This window comes from Paenibacillus sp. FSL R7-0210 (genome assembly GCF_038009085.1).
Classification (GTDB): Bacteria; Bacillota; Bacilli; order Paenibacillales; family Paenibacillaceae; genus Paenibacillus_AQ; species Paenibacillus_AQ silagei.
Window position 1 is genome coordinate 886,950 of the sequence record NZ_JBBPAR010000001.1, and the last position, 17,453, is coordinate 904,402.

The following is a 17,453-nucleotide window of genomic DNA, read 5'->3' on the forward strand; positions in this document are numbered from 1 at the left end:
GAATGCCTCCATAGAGATATTATCACTGTACGACAGCTGAAACGCCCGGTTATGATATTTTTTGCGGAATACAGCAGGGCGACTTGTATTACGTTTATTGTGAGTGATTTTGTTGAATAATTCCACAGGACGAACAGCAGCACGTTTTTTCAAAAAAACAGCCCGTATTATTGAAAGCCCGCCCCCTCCAGGACCGGTACAATGAGAATGTAAATATAGAACAGGAGGCATGATCATGAAGAATAAAAAGGGGTTAGGTTCACTGCTGTTGTCCATGGTAATCTGCGGTTCGCTGCTCTCCGCCTGCGGCGGCAATTCCAATACATCGTCCAAGAATTCCGGGGATACGGAAGCGAAGGCCAAGGTGGCTGAGATTGTATTCGCACTGCCCTCCTTCAACCGGATTCCCGATGATCTGAGCAAGGTGACGAATGCGATCAACGCCATCACAACGGAGAAAATCGGGGTGAAGGTGGACTTCCGACTCTTCGGCCCGGCAGATTATGCCCAGAAGGTCAATCTTGCGCTCCAGAGCGGGGAGAAGATGGATATCTTCACCACCCTCGGACAATTCTCCAACTATGTATCCAAGAGCCAGGTGGCTCCGCTCGAAGGGCTGCTTACCGAACACGGCAAAGAGCTGACAGCCATTCTGGACAAGGATTTCGGGCCGGATATTCTCAAAACCACCACGATGGACGGGCATATCTACGGCATTCCTGTGAATAAAGGGATGGCGCTGCCGACCAATATCATCTACAACGCGGATATGCTCGCAGAGGCGGGCGTAGCAGCAGACTCCATCCAATCGGTAGAGGATCTGCCTGCGGTGTTCGGCGCAGTGAAGCAGAAGCTGCCGGATGTAGTTCCGTTTGGCCCGATTAATGTGAATCCGACAGATACCGGACTTGTGAACTGGATGAAGGGTGCGAGTAAGGTGGATTACCTGACCGATACCACCGGAGTCGGTGTCGTGATCGGTGACAACGGCAAGGTCGTTAACTTCTACGAATCGGATGTCTTCAAGAACGGAATTCAGATGATGAGAGACTGGTTCGAGGCCGGGTATCTGCAGAAGGATACCGCAACCACTACGATTACAGCGATGGAGATGGTATCTTCGGGGCGCGGCTTCTCCTTCCTGGGCGGCTACAGCGGCATGGAGGTTGGCAAGCAACTGAGTGCACAGGTCGGCAAAAACATTGAGACCAAGCGCATCGCCCCGTTCTACTTCGATACAAGTGCCGTGAACTCGGTGACCTGGATGGTCTCCAGTACCTCGAAGGAGACGGAAGCCGCTGTGAAGTTCCTGAACCTGCTCTACACCGACAAAGAGCTGATCAACACCATTCTGTTCGGAATTGAAGGGGAGGATTACATCAAGGTAGATGAGCATCATGTGAAATTCCCGGAAGGCATGGACGCCAATACGGTGCCTTATACAGCCATGCTTAGCTCAGGGATCGTCGGCTCCGAGTCACTCCAGTATCAGATGGAGGGAATCAACTGGTCGGATGTGGAACTGAAGCTGAAGGAGAATAAGGATACCGAAAGATCGCCGTATTTCGGCTTTATCTTCGACCAGGGGCAAGTGAAGACGCAGATGAGTGCTGTGAACAACGTAGTGAATCAATTCCTGCCGGCACTGGTCAGCGGTTCGGTAGATCCTGAGAGCATTATTGCGAAATTCAACAGTGCGCTGAAGGATGCGGGTGCACAAGACATTATAGACAGCAAGCAGCAACAACTGGATCAATGGCTTGCCGCGCAAAAACAATAATTTGAATAAGCCTGCTGAGGGTAGAGCCGCTAATGGAGGCTCTGCCCCCGGCAATGGAGGTGAATCCGGCATGACTGCCAAACCTAAATCCAAGCCACTCAAAAAAACACTTCCTTTATTAATTCTCGCGGGTCCGGGACTGCTGTATTTTCTCATTAACAGCTACTTCCCCATGTTCGGGGTGTTCATCGCGTTCAAGGATGTCAATTATGCCAAAGGCATCTTCGGCAGCGACTGGATCGGCTTCAAGAACTTCACCTTTCTGTTCCAGACCAGTGATGCCTGGATTATGACCCGCAACACCCTGCTGTACAATCTGACGTTTATCGCGCTGGGAACCGTAGTTTCGATCATCATTGCCATTCTGATGTCGGAGCTGCTGAACAAGCTGTACTCGAAGCTGTTCATGACCGGGCTGATTCTGCCGAACCTGATCTCGATGATCGTGCTTTCGCTGCTCGTCTTCGCCTTTCTGAACGCCGACAGCGGGTTCGTCAATCATTCGATTCTGCGGCCGCTGGGGATACCGGAGATCAACTGGTATTCGGAGGCGAAATATTGGCCGTACCTGCTGGTCCTTATTCAGATCTGGAAGACGGCAGGCTACGGCTCAATTGTCTATTTTGCCTCGATTGCCGGCATTGACAAGAGCATCTATGAGTCGGCCAAAATCGACGGTGCCGGGAAGCTCAAGCAGATCCGCATGATTACCCTGCCGCTGCTGAAGCCGACCATTATTGTGCTGGTGCTGATGTCGATGGGCCGGATTTTCAACTCTGACTTCGGCCTGTTCTATCAGGTTCCAATGAACTCCGGTGCGCTATACAGCACTACCCAGACGATTGATACGTATGTCTACCGCGCCTTGATGCAGCTCAATGATATTGGAATGTCGGCAGCCGCCGGTCTGTATCAGTCGCTGGTCGGCTTTGCCCTTGTGCTTACGGTCAATGCCATCGTCAAGAAGGTCAATCCAGAAAACGCTTTGTTCTAGGAGGAAATTCGGATGATCCAAACAAGAGGAGAACGAACGTTTACGGTGTTTTCTGCGGTCGTGATGATCCTGCTGACGGTTTTTGCTTTTTTGCCCTTCCTGCTGATTGTGATCGCTTCGTTCACCAACGAGACGACCCTGATCCGCAACGGGTACAGCTTTTTCCCGGAGCATCTAAGTCTAGACGCGTACCGGTATATTAAGTCCTCGGCGTACATTTTCATTAGAGCCTATGGCGTGTCCTTTCTCGTGACGATCCTGGGAACCGCGATTGGACTGCTGATAACAAGCATGCTTGCTTATCCGATGTCCCGGTCTGATTTCAAGTATCATAATACGCTGGCGTTTGTCGTCTTCTTCACCATGCTGTTCAGCGGGGGGGTTGTGCCTTCATACATCATGTGGACCCAGTACTTCCATATCAAAAATACGCTGTGGGCGCTGATCCTGCCCAATCTGCTGGCGAACGGGTTCAACGTCCTGCTGGTCCGTAACTACTTCAAGAATAATGTGCCGCTGGAGATTATCGAAGCCGCCCAGATCGATGGGGCCTCGGAGCTGCGGACCTTCTTCCGCATCATGCTTCCGCTGTCCATGCCGGTCATGGCAACCGTCGGGATGTTTATGGGCCTGGCCTATTGGAATGACTGGATCAATGCGTTATATTTTGTATCTAAGCCGCAATTGTACGGTATTCAGAATCTGCTGATGCAGCTCATGAGCAACATCCAGTTCCTCAATTCCGGTCAAGCCGGGAATGTACTCGGAGCCGACACGGTATCGCTGCCAAGTACAGCGGTGCGGATGGCGATGGCGGTGCTGGGCATTGTGCCGGTGCTGTTCGTCCTGCCGTTCATGCAGAAGTACTTGACCCGCGGCGTGGTTATCGGAGCTGTCAAAGGCTAAATATGATAGGAGATGAGCGTATGAAAGTGCAAGAGGTCATTGACCGGATTCTGCTCGATTGCTGCGGGGGACGGAGGCTGGAGCAGACCTGTGATGTGCTGGCGGGCGGCAGTGAAGAGATGGAGGTCACAGGGATCGTCACTACGTTCATGGCTACCGTAGATGTCATCAAGGAAGCTATTGCTGCTGGAGCCAACTTGATTATCACCCATGAGCCGACCTACTATACCGGCAATGATACACTGGACTGGCTGCAGCAGGACCCGGTATATCTGGCGAAAAAAAAGCTGATCGAGGAGCACGGCCTTACGATCTGGCGCTTCCATGACCATATGCATCTGGCGGATACGGACCGGATCTATGACGGACTGCTGAAGGAGCTGGATTGGGCGGATAAGAAGCTGGACGACAAGGACGCCTGGGGGTATCTGATCGAGGAGACCACAGTCGGTGAGTTGGCAGGCTTCCTGAAGCAGCGGCTGGGGATGAAGGTGATTCAGATCGTCGGCAACCCGGAAGCGCCCTGCTCCCGTATCGGCATCCTTGTCGGCGGCGGCAGTCTGGGCCTCGGCCGGGAGCAGATGCCGATGGAGCTGATGCAGGAGAAGGGTCTGGATGTGATGGTCTGCGGCGACATTACCGAGTGGACCTTATGTGCTTACGTCAATGACGCCGCCATGCTGGGCATGAACAAGGCGATGATCGTGATCGGTCACGAGCGCTCCGAGGAATGGGGCATGAAGTATATGGCCGGGTGGCTGGCGCCGCTGGTGGACGGGGTTCCGGTTACATTCGTGGATGCGAGGGAGCCGTTCGTGTATTTGTGAGGTGAGGATGGAGCGAGTTACAATCGTTCCGTGAAATGATTCTGACCTCGGGTGGCCCCCGGACCCCTCCGGCCTGCTTCTAACGGACTGGAGAGCCCTTATTTTGAGGAAAAACCTACTTTTACACCGCTTATCGGACTGAGATGCGCTTATTCGTCCACTAAGTGATGTTAATCGGTGGTATTACCACCAATAAGGGCCATGGAGTCCGTAACCTGCGTAAAAAGCGGCTTTTGGGCAGAATAAGCGCCTCTCAGTCCGCTGGGCAGATCCCGCAGAGTCAAATGCAAATGATGCTCGGCCTAGCCCAGACCAGTTATGCCGCAAGCCTGGCATAAATCAAAGGCAGCCATCTCCGCTACCGGGAGTATGGCTGCCTTTTATACTACTGCAAGACGTAATTGCCCGTAGCTCTGTACTTCCCTGCCTTGGCATCCCAGGTGAAGATCCCCTCGGCCAGGTCCCAGCCGCCGCCCTCGTCTTTGAAGTCCTTCCAGTATTGATGCAGGCGTCCCTTCTTATCGATCTCGGCTCCTTGATCCCCCATGAACTGAAGCTTCTTGGTCAGAGTGCCATAGTTCAGGCGGTAGACCGAGACCTGGGTGTTCGAGGGCAGATAATCCACGGTAACTGCCAGATGCTTCTCCGTAGGGGAGACAGCGAAGATTTGCATATCCGCTTCATCCTCTTCGAACTCCATAATCTGCTTATCAATTAGTACTGCTACACCCTTGGAGTTGACTAGATACAAATTGCCCGACTCCGTGAGCAGGAAGCTCTCCGGCTTCTGATCGTTATTCAGGTCTGCGGTCTTCAGCAACCGTACCGTTTCTCCCGGGAACTTCTGCTTGAGCAGTGCCTTGGCATCCGGCGCTTTAGCATAAGCCGAAGGGGCGGAGGCTATCAGCAGCAGGGAGGTAAGCAATACCGTAAGCCTGCCCATATCTATTTTCATCCGAGTTCTCCTCTCTTCCGGTTCTCCAGTAAATGATCTATCGCCGCCTGCTCGATGGTCAGCCCCTTGGTGTAACGCTCCATATAGAGAGCAAAGCCGTCCACATCAGTAGGGTCAGGCGTTACCTCCTGTCCTTCCATGTCACAGAACACCTTAGAGGTCAAGTAATCCGCCAGGCTCTCGTTCGGCTCCTTATGTATCATATAAGAGGCCAGAATGGCTATTCCCCATGCTCCGCCTTCACCAGCCGTAGACAAGACTGAGACCGGAACATTCAGTGCAGCGGCACAGATCCGCTGGCCGACCTGCGGGGTGCGGAACAATCCGCCGTGCGCTGAAATACGGTCAATCGTTACCCGTTCCTGCCCGGTCAGAATCTCCATTCCGAGTCTTAACGCAGCGAAAGCGCCATACAGATGAACTCTCATGAAGTTAGCCAGCGTGAAGCGGCTCTGCGGCGAACGGACGAACAGCGGACGCCCTTGGGCAAAGCCGGTGATATTCTCGCCTGAATAGTAGCCGTAGCTCAACAAGCCGCCGCCATCCGCATCCGCTTCCAGCACCTGGCTCAGCAGGACGCTGAATAACTGGTTCATGTCGGGCTTCAGCCCCATGGCTTCATGAAATTCACGGAACAAGCCGATCCAGGCATTCAGATCGCTGGAGCAGTTGTTGGCAAGAACCATAGCAACCGGGCTGCCTTCCGGTGTATTCACGATATCAATCTCAGGGTGGACCGCACTTAGATTCTGCTCCAGCACAAACATAGCAAAGACCGACGTCCCTACGGAAATATTGCCAGTTCGTTTCCTAACACTACCTGTAGCCACCATACCTGTTCCGGCATCGCCCTCCGGCGGGCATAGCGGAATACCGGCCTGCAAACGGCCTGACGGGTCGATCAGCCGGGCACCTGCTTCACTGAGATTTCCTGCATGCTTACCGGCCGTATACACTGTAGGCAGGATATCTTGCAGCTTCCAAGGATAACCCCTGCCGGCAGTTAGAGTGGTGAACTGCTTCACCATCTCTTCATTGTACTGCTTCGTTACTTCGTCGATGGGGAACATCCCGGAGGCATCCCCGATCCCGATAGCCCTGCGGCCCGTCAGCAGCAAGTGAACGTAACCCGATAGCGTCGTAAGATAATCTATTCTGGCCACATGCTCTTCACCGTTCAAAATAGCCTGATACAGGTGGGCGATGCTCCAGCGTTCAGGGATTTTGAATTGAAAAGCGCTAGTCAGCTCCGCTGCGGCTTCAGCCGTTGTGGCATTGCGCCAGGTACGGAAGGGAACCAGCAGTTCGCCGTACTGGTCCAGCACAATATACCCCTGCATCATGGCCGAGCAGCCGATGGAGCCGATTTTTTGCAGCGTTACGCCATAACGCTCCTGAACCTCCAGCTTCACCTGCTCATAGGCTGCCTGCACGCCCTGAAGCATTTCCTTCAGATCGTAAGTCCAGTATCCTCCGATCAATTGATTCTCCCATTCATAGGTACCGGATGCTATAACCTCGTAATGCCGGTCGATCAGCACCGCCTTGATCCGGGTGGACCCCAGTTCAATGCCCAGCGAAGTGTCTCCCCGCTCAATCGTTTCTTTCTTAGAAGAATTCCCCATGATAGAGCTACCTCTCTCTCTCCCATATGTAGTTGAACCGAATATAGCATAGGAGGTTGAATTTATACAACTCTTCCAATCCCACCCAGCGAACGTTGTCCCGAGATAGGCTGATTTGGCCCTAATATACTGTTGCAAATCTGCGAATTCCGCCTGCTGAGAAATAAAATAAAATTTTTTTCTGCCAGATTCCCGGGTCTGCACCATGTTCTTGACGGGTTTGCACTATTTGCAGCTTGGTGAAGGGTCCCTGAAGTTTGGACAGATAACGCCCAAGCCGGACCCCATGAAATAGTGTGGATATTTTGCAACGCTTGACCGTCTTCCGGTTTAGGGAAATCAGGTGTGGCGCAGGGGGGAGATAGAGGCAAGCTTATGAATTTTTAAAGAACATTATTGCTTGAAGTTTAGGCGGTTCTACGGAGCCAGTCGCAAAAAAACAACAGAAAAATACCTTGAATTCAAGGCTTTTTGGAGCTATTGACCGGTGCTTTTTTCTGTATTACGATGACCTTGAGAAATATTTCACAAACAAAACGAGACGCATAGAGCAGCAATTAGGAGACACACAGAAGGGCCATTATTTTTTTAACAAGTGTAGTGAAATAATTCACATAAAGAGGAGCAGATGAAATGAGCAAAGTAATTTCAGCCGCCAAAGCAGCGGAACTCATCAAGGACGGAGATACGGTAGCGGCAAGCGGATTTGGATTATCCTGCTGGGCAGAAGAGATGGGGATCGCCATTGAAGAGCGCTTCGTACAGACTGGACATCCGAAGAATCTGACCGTGATGCATGCCAGCGCAGTTGGCAACCGCCGCGACAAGGGCATGAGCCACCTGGGACATGAAGGCCTCATCAAACGCTGGATTGGCGGTATCGCCATCGCTTCCCCCGGGCTAGCTAAGCTGATCGAAGAAGATAAATGCGAAGCCTACAACCTGCCTCAGGGTGTGATTACCCAGCTCTACCGCGAGATTGCCGCCAAGCGCCCGGGTGTGATTACCAAGGTGGGTATGGAGACCTTCGTCGATCCCCGCGTGGAGGGCGGCAAGATGTCCCCGTCTACCAAGGAGGACATTGTGAAGGTGATTGAACTTGAAGGTGAAGAGTGGCTGTTCTACAAGACCTTCCCGATTCAGATCGCCCTGATCCGTGGCACCGTGGCAGACGAGAACGGTAACCTCACCCTGGAAAAAGAAGGCCTGCACATGGAGGTTCTGCCAATCGCCCAGGCGGTCCGCAACTCCGGCGGCATCGTGATCGCCCAGGTAGAGACGGTGGCTAAGAACGGCACCTTGAATCCCAAGGATGTGAAGGTTCCGGGCATTCTGGTAGATTACCTCGTCGTGTCCACCCCGGAGAATCATTACCAGACCGAGAATACGCAGTACAATCCGGCGTTCTCCGGTCATGTCAAAGTGCCTGTGGATTCGATTGAAGTCTTGCCGTTGGATGAACGCAAAATCATCTCCCGCCGCACAGCCGTAGAGCTTCAGCCGAATACCATCCTGAATCTCGGAGTCGGCATCCCGGTGAATGTAGCGAACATTGCTGCTGAAGAGGGCGTGGACGACCAGCTGATTCTGACGACAGAGGCAGGCTCGATCGGCGGGGTTCCCGCAGGGCTGAAGGACTTCGGTCATGCGTACAACTCCGAGGCGATTGTAGATCATGATGCCCAGTTCGATTTCTATGACGGCGGCGGCATAGACCTGTCGGTCCTTGGTCTGGCCCAGACAGATGAGTCGGGGAATGTGAATGTCAGCAAATTCGGCACACGGGTAGCGGGCTGCGGCGGATTCATCAATATCTCTCAGGCGGCGAAGAAGCTGGTGTTCGCGGGTACTTTTACAGCGGGCGGGCTGCAGATTAAGGTAGAGAACGGCAAGCTGCACATCATTCAAGAGGGCAAAGCCAAGAAATTCATCTCAAAGGTACAGCAGATCACCTTCAGCGGATCCTATGCCGCCAAGGTAAAGCAACCGGTTGTGTATGTTACGGAACGCGCCGTCTTTGAACTGCTGAACGGTAAAATGACCTTGACCGAAATCGCGCCAGGCATCGACCTGCAGACAGAGATTCTGGATCAGATGGACTTCAAGCCCGTCATTTCACCGGACCTGAAGGAAATGGACGCGGCTATGTTCCAAGAGAACTGGGGCATGCTGAAGTCGATTATCGCCGATAAGAACCGGGTGCTGCAGGAAGTGTAGTTAATGTAAATACCGTAAGCTGAACTTATAAACCAACTAAAAGAGGGATGATACCATGAACGTACAGTTGAACCGCTGGAGGATCTTGATTGCCTCAACGATCATTAATATCTGTGTAGGCGCCATTTATGCTTTCAGTATTTTCGCATTGCCATTAACGAAGGTCTTCAGCGTGAGCATGCCGGATATTATGATTGCTTTTACCATTAATGCAGCGATTTCCCCGATTCCGATGATCCTGGGCGGTAAGCTGGTGGATAAAGGGGGAGCGAGGAAGGCAGTCTTTATCGGCGGTGCGATGTTCGGGATTGGATTCATTCTCTCGGGTCTGGCTACTGCACCTTGGATGCTGTATATCACTTATGGCGTCATTACCGGGATTGGCCAGGGAATCGTGTATTCCTCGACCATTGGCAACAGCGTGAAGCTCTTTCCGGATAAAAGAGGTCTGGCAGCGGGTATCGTTACAGCCGGATATGGCGGCGGCACCATCGCTATCGCTCCTATCGCTAATGCGCTGATCACCGGCAATGGTGTACAGTCTGCCTTAATTACACTCGGTGTTGCTTTCCTGGTGATTATTCTAGGGCTTGGCTTGCTTGTCCGACCTGCCCCGGCCGGTTATGCTCCTGAAGGATGGACCCCTCCGGTAACCGGAGCCGCCAAGGCGGGAGTGAATGTACCATGGAACGAGATGATCAAGAAGCCGCTATTCTATGTGATTGCCTGCCTGTTCCTGATCGGTGCCCTGTCTGGTATGATGGTAACCGCGAATGCATCGGTAATCGGTCAAAAAATGTTCGGCTTAACCGCAGCCGCCGCAGCGCTCTACGTCAGCTTGTACTCACTGAGCAACTGCCTGGGCCGTGTGTTCTGGGGCGCAGTGTCCGATAGAATCGGCCGGGTGAACTGCCTGCTGATGATTTATCTCGTCATTTCGGCTATGATGCTCACAATTGCTCTAACGACTTCCGTGGCCGGATTCGCTGTCGCGATTGCCGGGATCGGCTTATGCTTCGGCGGAACAATGGGCATCTTCCCGTCCATTGTCGGTGAGAAATTCGGAATGAAATATTACGGTGTGAACTACGGTGTCACCTTCATCGGCTACTCGGGAGCCGCATTCTTCGGACCGAGAATTGCCGGCAGTGTAGCGGCAGCCAATGACGGCAACTTCACGAATGCCTTTTACATCGCGCTGGTCATCTCCCTGGTCGGCTTCGCCTTAACCTTCGTCTACAAAGCTATGGAGAAGCAGAAGCCCGAGCCGGAAGTGGCTAAGGCGGCTTAAGGAAGTCCAGAAGTTCAAATAAACAACATTAATTAAAATATGGAGGTAATTATAATGTCGATTACACAACTGTTAGGAATTAAATATCCGATTTTCCAGGGGGGGATGGCTCAGATTGCTGTGTCTCCGCTGGTAGGCGCTGTGTCCAATGCGGGCGGGCTGGGCATTATCGGCTCCGGCGGGTTCACCGCTGACCGTCTCCGTGACGAGATCCGCAAGGCCAAAGCAAGCACCGACAAGCCGTTTGCCGTCAACCTGATGCTGATGATGAACAATATCCCTGAGCTGATCCAGGTTATTATTGAAGAAGGCGTGAAGATCGTAACCACAGGCGCAGGCACACCGGCTCCTTATATGCCGATTCTGAAGGAACATGGCATTATCGTGATTCCGGTAGTCCCTTCCGTCAAAATCGCCAAGAAGATGGAAGCGCTCGGTGTCGATGCGATTGTAGCCGAGGGAACCGAAGCGGGCGGACATGTGGGTGAGACTACAACCATGGCTCTGCTGCCGCAAGTTGCCAGTGCGGTATCCATTCCGGTAATTGGCGCCGGCGGGATTGCCGATGGACGCGGGATTGCCGCTGCTTTTGCCCTCGGAGCACAGGGTGTTCAGGTGGGAACCCGGTTCCTCGCGACTGTGGAATGCCCGACACATGAGAACTTCAAGCTGGCGGTCATCAACGCCGATGATACCAGCACAACCGTAACTGGCCGGAGCCTTGGCGGTCCGGTAAGAAGCATCAAGAACAGCATGATTGCCGAATTCCTCAGAATGGAGAATGAGAAGGCATCGCGTGAGGAGCTGGAGAGCTTAAGCCTGGGCTCGCTGCGCAGAGCTGTGTTTGAAGGGGATACCGATACCGGGTCCGTGATGGCCGGACAGATCTGCGGGATGGTTAACAAAATTACCACCGTGGAAGAGATGATTACCACCATGTTCGCTGAGGCGCAGGAAGTCATGGACAAGATGGGCAAAGTAACCTTTGAAGCTGTAGCACATGCCTAATTAAGGTTTTGCTAACCATTAGCCAAATGGTATCATTTATATAATGATGCGGTTTGGCTTTTTGTCTAGGTGGAATGTAAGCGTTAATCTCATGGGTTAGGACTGATGAAGGTGACCAAAAAAAATAAAAATACAGGCAAACCCGCTTTCGAAGAACTCGTGGAAGAATATCCGTCTACGTTATTTGTTACCGATCAGAACGGGAATATCTTAATCTCCAATGAATTTACCGCGCTAACCATTGGTATCCATCTGGAGGAGCTGCTTAAGGCGAACGTTCAGGATCTGGTAAAGGCGGGCTATTACGCTCACTCTATTACTATGGAGGCTATTGCGACCAAGCAGAAGGTCTCCAGGACCGTCAATACCTCCAGAGGCTTCCATGTCTTCTCGTCGGCGATTCCCATTCTGGACAAAGACGGGGAGGTACAACTGGTCGTTACCACCTCCAACGAATTCAGCCAGGAGCAGAACTATTATGAAGCAAATGTGCCTGTCGCCCAGCAGATCCATAAGCAGTTAGGCGGTATGGCGGCAGAGAAGAAGAAGGGCATCGTGGCTGAGAGTCTGGCGATGAAGCAGATTATCAAGGTCTGCAACCAGATTGCTTCTTACGACAGCAAGGTGCTGATCTACGGCGAATCCGGCACAGGCAAAGAGGTGATCGCCAAGTACATTCATATGAAGAGCGAGAAGTGGAAGGGGCCCTTCATTGCCATTAACTGTGCCGCGATTGCTCCGTCCTTGTTCGAATATGAACTGTTCGGATACGAGAAGGGCGTCCTAGAAGGGCAGACCGAGGTCAAGGCGGGCATGATTGAGATCGCGAACGGCGGGGTGCTTTTCCTCGATGAGATTGCCGATTTGCCGCTGGAGATGCAGGCCAAATTATTGCGGGTGCTTGAGAATAATGAAGTGCGGCGGGTGGGCGGCCTGACGAATATCCCGGTCAATTGCCGGGTGATCTCTGCGACGAATCGTGATTTGTGGAGTCTGGTCAAAAAGGGGCTGTTCCGCGAAGATCTGTATTACCGGATTAATGTGATTCCGATTCATATTCCGCCGCTGCGCAACCGGAAGCTGGATCTGGTAGGGTTAATCTCCAGCTTCATCACCAGCTTCAATGAGATGTACGGCAAGAAATATGTGCTGAGCGCCGAAGAATTCGATAAGATGCTGAACCAGCCCTGGCATGGGAATGTTAGAGAATTAAGGAATTACATCGAGCGGCTGGTGGTGACCGAGCATGTGGGCCAGAGCATACAGGAAGAGGAGCAGATTGGCGACGGGTTCTCCCTCGACCACTTCATTGAGAAGAATAAGCATCAGCTCGCAAGTCTGAAGGATTTCACTGCTGTGGCGGAGGGCCATTATATCAAAAAAGTGCTGCAGGATTGTGCCGGGAACGGGACGGAGGCGGCCAAGAAATTAAGTGTGGACAGGTCGGTAATCTACAGAAAGCTGAAGAAGATGGAAGAGGTGCTGCGATTTAAATGAACCATTCTCCAGGTTAAGGCGTATTAACTACTATGCCTATTAATCTATGGAATGGAGTGAAGTGAATGAAATTGTCAATATTGCGCCGCCGCTCTGCCTTTTGGACGAGGACCGTGCTTTCGGCTGCACTGGTTCTGACACTTACGGCTCCGGCTGTTCAGGCCGCCGCCGTTCCCCCTGCTTCTACCGCTCCGGCAGCTGCCACTGCAGCGGCCAAGCCGCTGACAACAGAGAATGCTGCGGCCTTCCTCAAGCAATTCTTCAGTTCGGATGCGGTGAAAGCGCAGCTATCCGGTGCGGTTGTTGTGGTGGTGAAGGATGGCAAGACGGTTATCGAAGAAGGCTTCGGATTCGCGGATAAGGATGCCAAAAGTAAGGTAGACCCTGACAAAACAGTCTTCCGCCTGGCCTCCGTCTCCAAAACCTTCACCGCCACTGCTGCCATGCAGCTCGTGGAGCAGGGGAAGCTCGATTTGAAAGCGGATTTCCAGACTTATACCGGTCCGATGGCCTTCGACAACCCCTTCGGGGTTCCGGTAACTGTGGGGGATCTGCTGACTCACACCACCGGTTTCCGTATCCAGGACCCGCTGCCGGAGGATATCAACCAGGATTTCACCACCAAGGTGTCGATTGAGGATTACGTGGTGAAGCATATGCCGCCTGTGGTGCGTAAGCCGGGCACCTCTTACATGTATGATAACTTCGCTTCGTTGCTGCTCGGTCTGGTGGTGGAAAAAGCCAGCGGGATGCCTTATGAGCAGTATATGGAGAAGCATGTCTTCGCCCCGCTGAAGATGGATTCAAGCGGCTTCCTGCTGGAAGGTAAGCTGAAGGACAATCTTGCTACTGCCTATGACGCTACGGGCAAAGAGGTCGATCTGTACAATGTGACGCCAACCGTGATGCCGCATGGCGGCATGCTGTCTACTGGCGATGATGTTGCCAAGTTCATGACGGCTTTTCTGAACGGGGGAGCCGTTGACAATAACCGTATTCTTAAGGAAGACACAGTAAAGTCTATGGAGGAATACCGCTCCACAATTCATCCTTTGCTGCCGAACACTACCTACGGCTTTGAGGCGCCGTTCCAGCTTCCCGGAGCTGGCAGCAGCTCCAAGATTATCACCAAGGCCGGTGATTTAATCGGCTTCAGTTCGTATATGTTCCTTATTCCCGAGCAGAACACCGGGGTGTTCATTGGCTATAATCAGCAAAGTGCACTGCGGGAGCTGTTCTATCCGGCCTTTATCCAGACATTCTTCCCGCAATATGCCGCACCGGTGAAGCTGGATGCCTATAAGCCGATGAGCGCTGAAGCGCTGAAGGCATTCACCGGCTACTATGCGGATCTCCGTATGAAGAGTCTGGTGTCTACAGTCTCCGTGCAGAATGGTGCGCTAATGATTAATGACGCTTTGCTGGGTTCCCGCAAGCTGATTCAGGTAGATGATAATCTGTTCACGGATGAGCTGACCGGCAAATTTACAGGCTTCACCATGAAGGATGACGGAGGAAGCGCTTATCTGAAGGAGCCTTACCTCAATCCGTTCAGCTACGGGCAAAAGGGACCGGATGGCGTTGGTTATGCCGACGTTCCCGCGAGCCATCCTTATGCCACTCCGGTACAGATGCTCCAGTCGCTAGGGTATCTGCCGAACGAAGCCACGCTGAGCTTCCAGCCTGACTCGGGTATTACGCGCGCCCAGTATGTTCGCCTGATGATGGAGAGCAGCGGACTTAAGGGAAGCACTACTGAGAAGCTGGCCTTCCCGGATCTGCAGGGCCATCCCGATGCCGCTTACATCCAGCAGGCTGTTGAGCTGGGAATGATTGAAGGAACGGCTAGCGGAGAGTTCCAGCCGGACCGGGTCATCTCCCGTCAGGAGGCGGCAGTCATGATCTGGAGAATGTACACTGCGCAGTACCCGGATAAGCTGTTCCAGAAGGTGAAGCTGGCCGGAAACACCGATAAATGGGCAGTTCCCGCAGTGAAAATGGCCGTCGCCCTGGGCCTGTACGGACCGGACTTCAAGCCGGATGCCAAGGGCGCTATGGATTACAAGTCCAGAGCCGCGCTGAGCAAGAAGGAGAACGCAGCGATCTTGTATGCGCTGTTCACGAACCCGATCGATCAGATCGTCGCCGGACTGAAGGAGAAGCCTGCGGAAGCGGGCAAATAATCGCTGCGGATAGCAGCAGGCTACAGCATTAGTAGGCTGGAGTCTTGGGATGAAGCTGACCTGCGGGAAGCTTGCATATTAATGGGACCGGCTAATGGGCCGGTCCTGTTTCGTTGTTAAAGAGATTGTAATATCCACGAATCCCTCTGATCCTGCGGAAGTGGGCGGTATGGGTGAAGGAGAGAGATAAATCCCTCTGATCCCGCTGGAAGTGGGCGCAGAAGTGCACTTGAATTAGTCTAAAGTGGGCGGGAGAAAATGAGGATCACTAGTGCACCTGAATCGGCTGAAAGTGGGCGGCGAGCGGAAATGAGGAGCAGAAGTGCACCTGAATCGGCTGAAAGTGGGCGGCAAATAGAAATGAGGATCACTAGTGCACTTGAATCGGCTGAAAGTGGGCGGCAAATGGAAATGAGGAGCAGAAGTGCCAATGTCATTAAGATAAGTTCAAAGATAAGTTTGGAATTAATAAAGAGAATCCAAAACGGTATGGGGAAACGTCCTATGCCGTTTGTTTTTGGTGTAAGGAAGGAAAAAAGCGCATAGCAAACAAAGCGGATGGAAGATCCACTTAAAAAAATGTTCATGCGAACCGAATTATGCTACTCTGTAGACGAAGCTAATGGCGGATTTGCTACGTATTCTGCGTGTATTCCTTTGCCCAGGACGGGTGAGACGAATCGGCAAAATATTTTTGCGAATCAAAGCTTCCACATCAGGCGGGGGTCCATCGCCCTTGGAGCGCAGGAAATGTCTACAGACGTGAACGGCTACCGTGAAGTTGACTTGGTAGAGGTGCCGTTTATCCTTTTGGGAAATGACTACGTGCGAGGTAATCATTTCAGCGAAGTTGTAGAGGATCATTCTTGCGAATATCTCTTGGGTAATGGACTCTTGCTTTTTTGCGTGAAAATGGGTCAAACCAATGGTGTATTTCAAAGCCCGGAAAGAGGTCTCAATGCCCCATCGCAGATGATACAGATCCCGGAGTTCATCCGGTGAGAATTCAGCAGTAGACAGATTGGTAATGACGGTTTCATAATCGCCACTGGGCAGGAGGAAACGAACCACCCGAAAGGAAATGGGGTAAAACAAGTTCTCTTGCATGTCCAGAAAATCAAAGCTAGAGGTAGCCGGAAGAACTTTATAGATTTCGGGGCGATTCCTGAACTCTTTTGTTTGTTTTTTAGTCAGCGTCAGGTGAATCTCCTGATCAAACGCTCCGTCCAAGGTCAAGTGCAAACCCGAAAGAATACCATTCGAATGCAAATCCTTGACGCGTATGACGTAATTCCATCCTTTCCGTTCCAGATGTGCGAACGTATTATAGCTTTCAAATCCTCGATCCCCCGTCACAAGGACGTTACCCTGAATGGGGGAGCGATCCACCATTGTGGCCAGTGCCCTTCCTTCGTTGCGGAACTTTCGAGGTTGAACAATGGCATCCACATAAAGCCGGTTACAGAGGTCATAAGCAGCGTTCAAGTGCAGAAGGTTAAAGCCTTTCGAGTGGGGCTGACTTTGAGAATAGGTCAACGGGTCCGCAGGATCTGTTGCAATATGCAGATCGGAACCGTCAATGGCCAATAATCGATAGCCTCGATAATCCTTGAATTCCGTATGGGACGCGGTAAAGGTGTGAAACAAAGATTCGACCGCAGACGGCAAAATTTTATTTCTTTGCTGAACAAAAGCAGAAGAAGTTGCGGTGTTAACGTCATAGCCCTGCGATTCCAACAGTTCCTTATAGAGGCTATTGCCGCCCATAAAGATCAGGGTTTGCATAACCGTTTCAAAGGGTAGTTTTTTCGTTCGGGTAAAATCCTTTCCCGGGTTTCTGACGTAAGGCGCGGGGGCAGCCGCCATCTCTCGGATAAGAGAAGTCAGTCTGTCTTTCAGCGAATTTGCATAAGCATTCATTGGCGTAACCTCCTCGTTTTTTCAAGGGGCTTCGCCACACGTTTTCTACGGATTGTCAAGATTTTTTTTGTGCAAAAAAAGAGCAGGCTATCTTTTCGATAACCTGCCTTTTTCTTGTTTTGGCTCTATATCTTAACTTAATGACATTGGCAGAAGTGCACCTGAATCGGCTGAAAGTGGGCGGCGAGCGGAAATGAGGAGCAAAAGTGCACCCAAAATAGCCCCGGCCCTATCTTCTCAGACAAGGCCG

The 17,453-nt window shown here is 52.1% G+C and carries 12 protein-coding genes; 9 read left to right on the plus strand and 3 right to left on the minus strand.

All coding sequences use genetic code 11. The annotated features are described in order from the left end of the window. Positions 1-235 precede the first annotated feature (235 nt). The 4 genes from MKY64_RS03920 (at position 236) to MKY64_RS03935 (ending at position 4,507) form a co-directional block, all read left to right on the plus strand. Positions 236-1,780: an ABC transporter substrate-binding protein gene (locus tag MKY64_RS03920; RefSeq protein WP_340951022.1), complete on the plus strand. Its 1,545-nt coding sequence runs from the start codon at positions 236-238 to the stop codon at positions 1,778-1,780. A gap of 70 nt (positions 1,781-1,850) precedes the next feature. Further along, positions 1,851-2,774: an ABC transporter permease gene (locus MKY64_RS03925; RefSeq protein WP_036724053.1), complete on the plus strand. Its 924-nt coding sequence runs from the start codon at positions 1,851-1,853 to the stop codon at positions 2,772-2,774. A 12-nt stretch (positions 2,775-2,786) separates the two neighbouring features. Next, positions 2,787-3,680 carry a carbohydrate ABC transporter permease gene (locus MKY64_RS03930; protein ID WP_340752457.1) on the plus strand — a complete coding sequence of 298 codons (894 nt, stop codon included), beginning with the start codon at positions 2,787-2,789 and terminating at the stop codon, positions 3,678-3,680. 20 nt (positions 3,681-3,700) lie between these two features. Next, complete coding sequence (locus MKY64_RS03935; RefSeq protein ID WP_340951024.1) at positions 3,701-4,507, plus strand: Nif3-like dinuclear metal center hexameric protein; 807 nt, start codon at positions 3,701-3,703, stop codon at positions 4,505-4,507. A 385-nt stretch (positions 4,508-4,892) separates the two neighbouring features. Here MKY64_RS03935 and MKY64_RS03940 read toward each other — a convergent pair whose 3' ends face one another. Beyond that, complete coding sequence (locus tag MKY64_RS03940; protein ID WP_339250013.1) at positions 4,893-5,462, minus strand: hypothetical protein; 570 nt, start codon at positions 5,460-5,462, stop codon at positions 4,893-4,895. Next, the gene (locus MKY64_RS03945; RefSeq protein ID WP_340951026.1) at positions 5,459-7,087 is read right to left on the minus strand and encodes a xylulokinase; all 1,629 of its coding nucleotides are present in this window, start codon (positions 7,085-7,087) and stop codon (positions 5,459-5,461) included. The genes MKY64_RS03940 and MKY64_RS03945 overlap by 4 nt, the downstream gene beginning before the upstream one ends. Positions 7,088-7,720: 633 nt before the next feature. Here MKY64_RS03945 and MKY64_RS03950 point away from each other — a divergent pair. The 5 genes from MKY64_RS03950 (at position 7,721) to MKY64_RS03970 (ending at position 15,283) form a co-directional block, all read left to right on the plus strand. Further along, positions 7,721-9,304 (plus strand): acyl CoA:acetate/3-ketoacid CoA transferase, encoded by a 1,584-nt coding sequence (locus MKY64_RS03950; protein ID WP_340951028.1) that lies wholly within the window; start codon positions 7,721-7,723, stop codon positions 9,302-9,304. A 55-nt stretch (positions 9,305-9,359) separates the two neighbouring features. Beyond that, positions 9,360-10,595: an L-lactate MFS transporter gene (locus tag MKY64_RS03955; protein WP_340951029.1), complete on the plus strand. Its 1,236-nt coding sequence runs from the start codon at positions 9,360-9,362 to the stop codon at positions 10,593-10,595. A gap of 54 nt (positions 10,596-10,649) precedes the next feature. Further along, entirely contained in the window at positions 10,650-11,603 is a 954-nt protein-coding gene (locus MKY64_RS03960; protein ID WP_036724044.1) for a DUF561 domain-containing protein, read from the plus strand. 111 nt (positions 11,604-11,714) lie between these two features. After that, positions 11,715-13,100, plus strand: coding sequence for a sigma-54 interaction domain-containing protein (locus MKY64_RS03965; protein ID WP_340951031.1), 1,386 nt, complete (start codon positions 11,715-11,717; stop codon positions 13,098-13,100). A 65-nt stretch (positions 13,101-13,165) separates the two neighbouring features. Then, positions 13,166-15,283 carry a serine hydrolase gene (locus MKY64_RS03970; RefSeq protein ID WP_340951032.1) on the plus strand — a complete coding sequence of 706 codons (2,118 nt, stop codon included), beginning with the start codon at positions 13,166-13,168 and terminating at the stop codon, positions 15,281-15,283. Positions 15,284-15,880: 597 nt separating this feature from the next. On the opposite strand, the gene MKY64_RS03975 is transcribed toward MKY64_RS03970, so the two are convergent. Beyond that, entirely contained in the window at positions 15,881-17,203 is a 1,323-nt protein-coding gene (locus MKY64_RS03975; RefSeq protein WP_339249709.1) for an IS4 family transposase, read from the minus strand. Between the last annotated feature and the right edge of the window lie 250 nt (positions 17,204-17,453).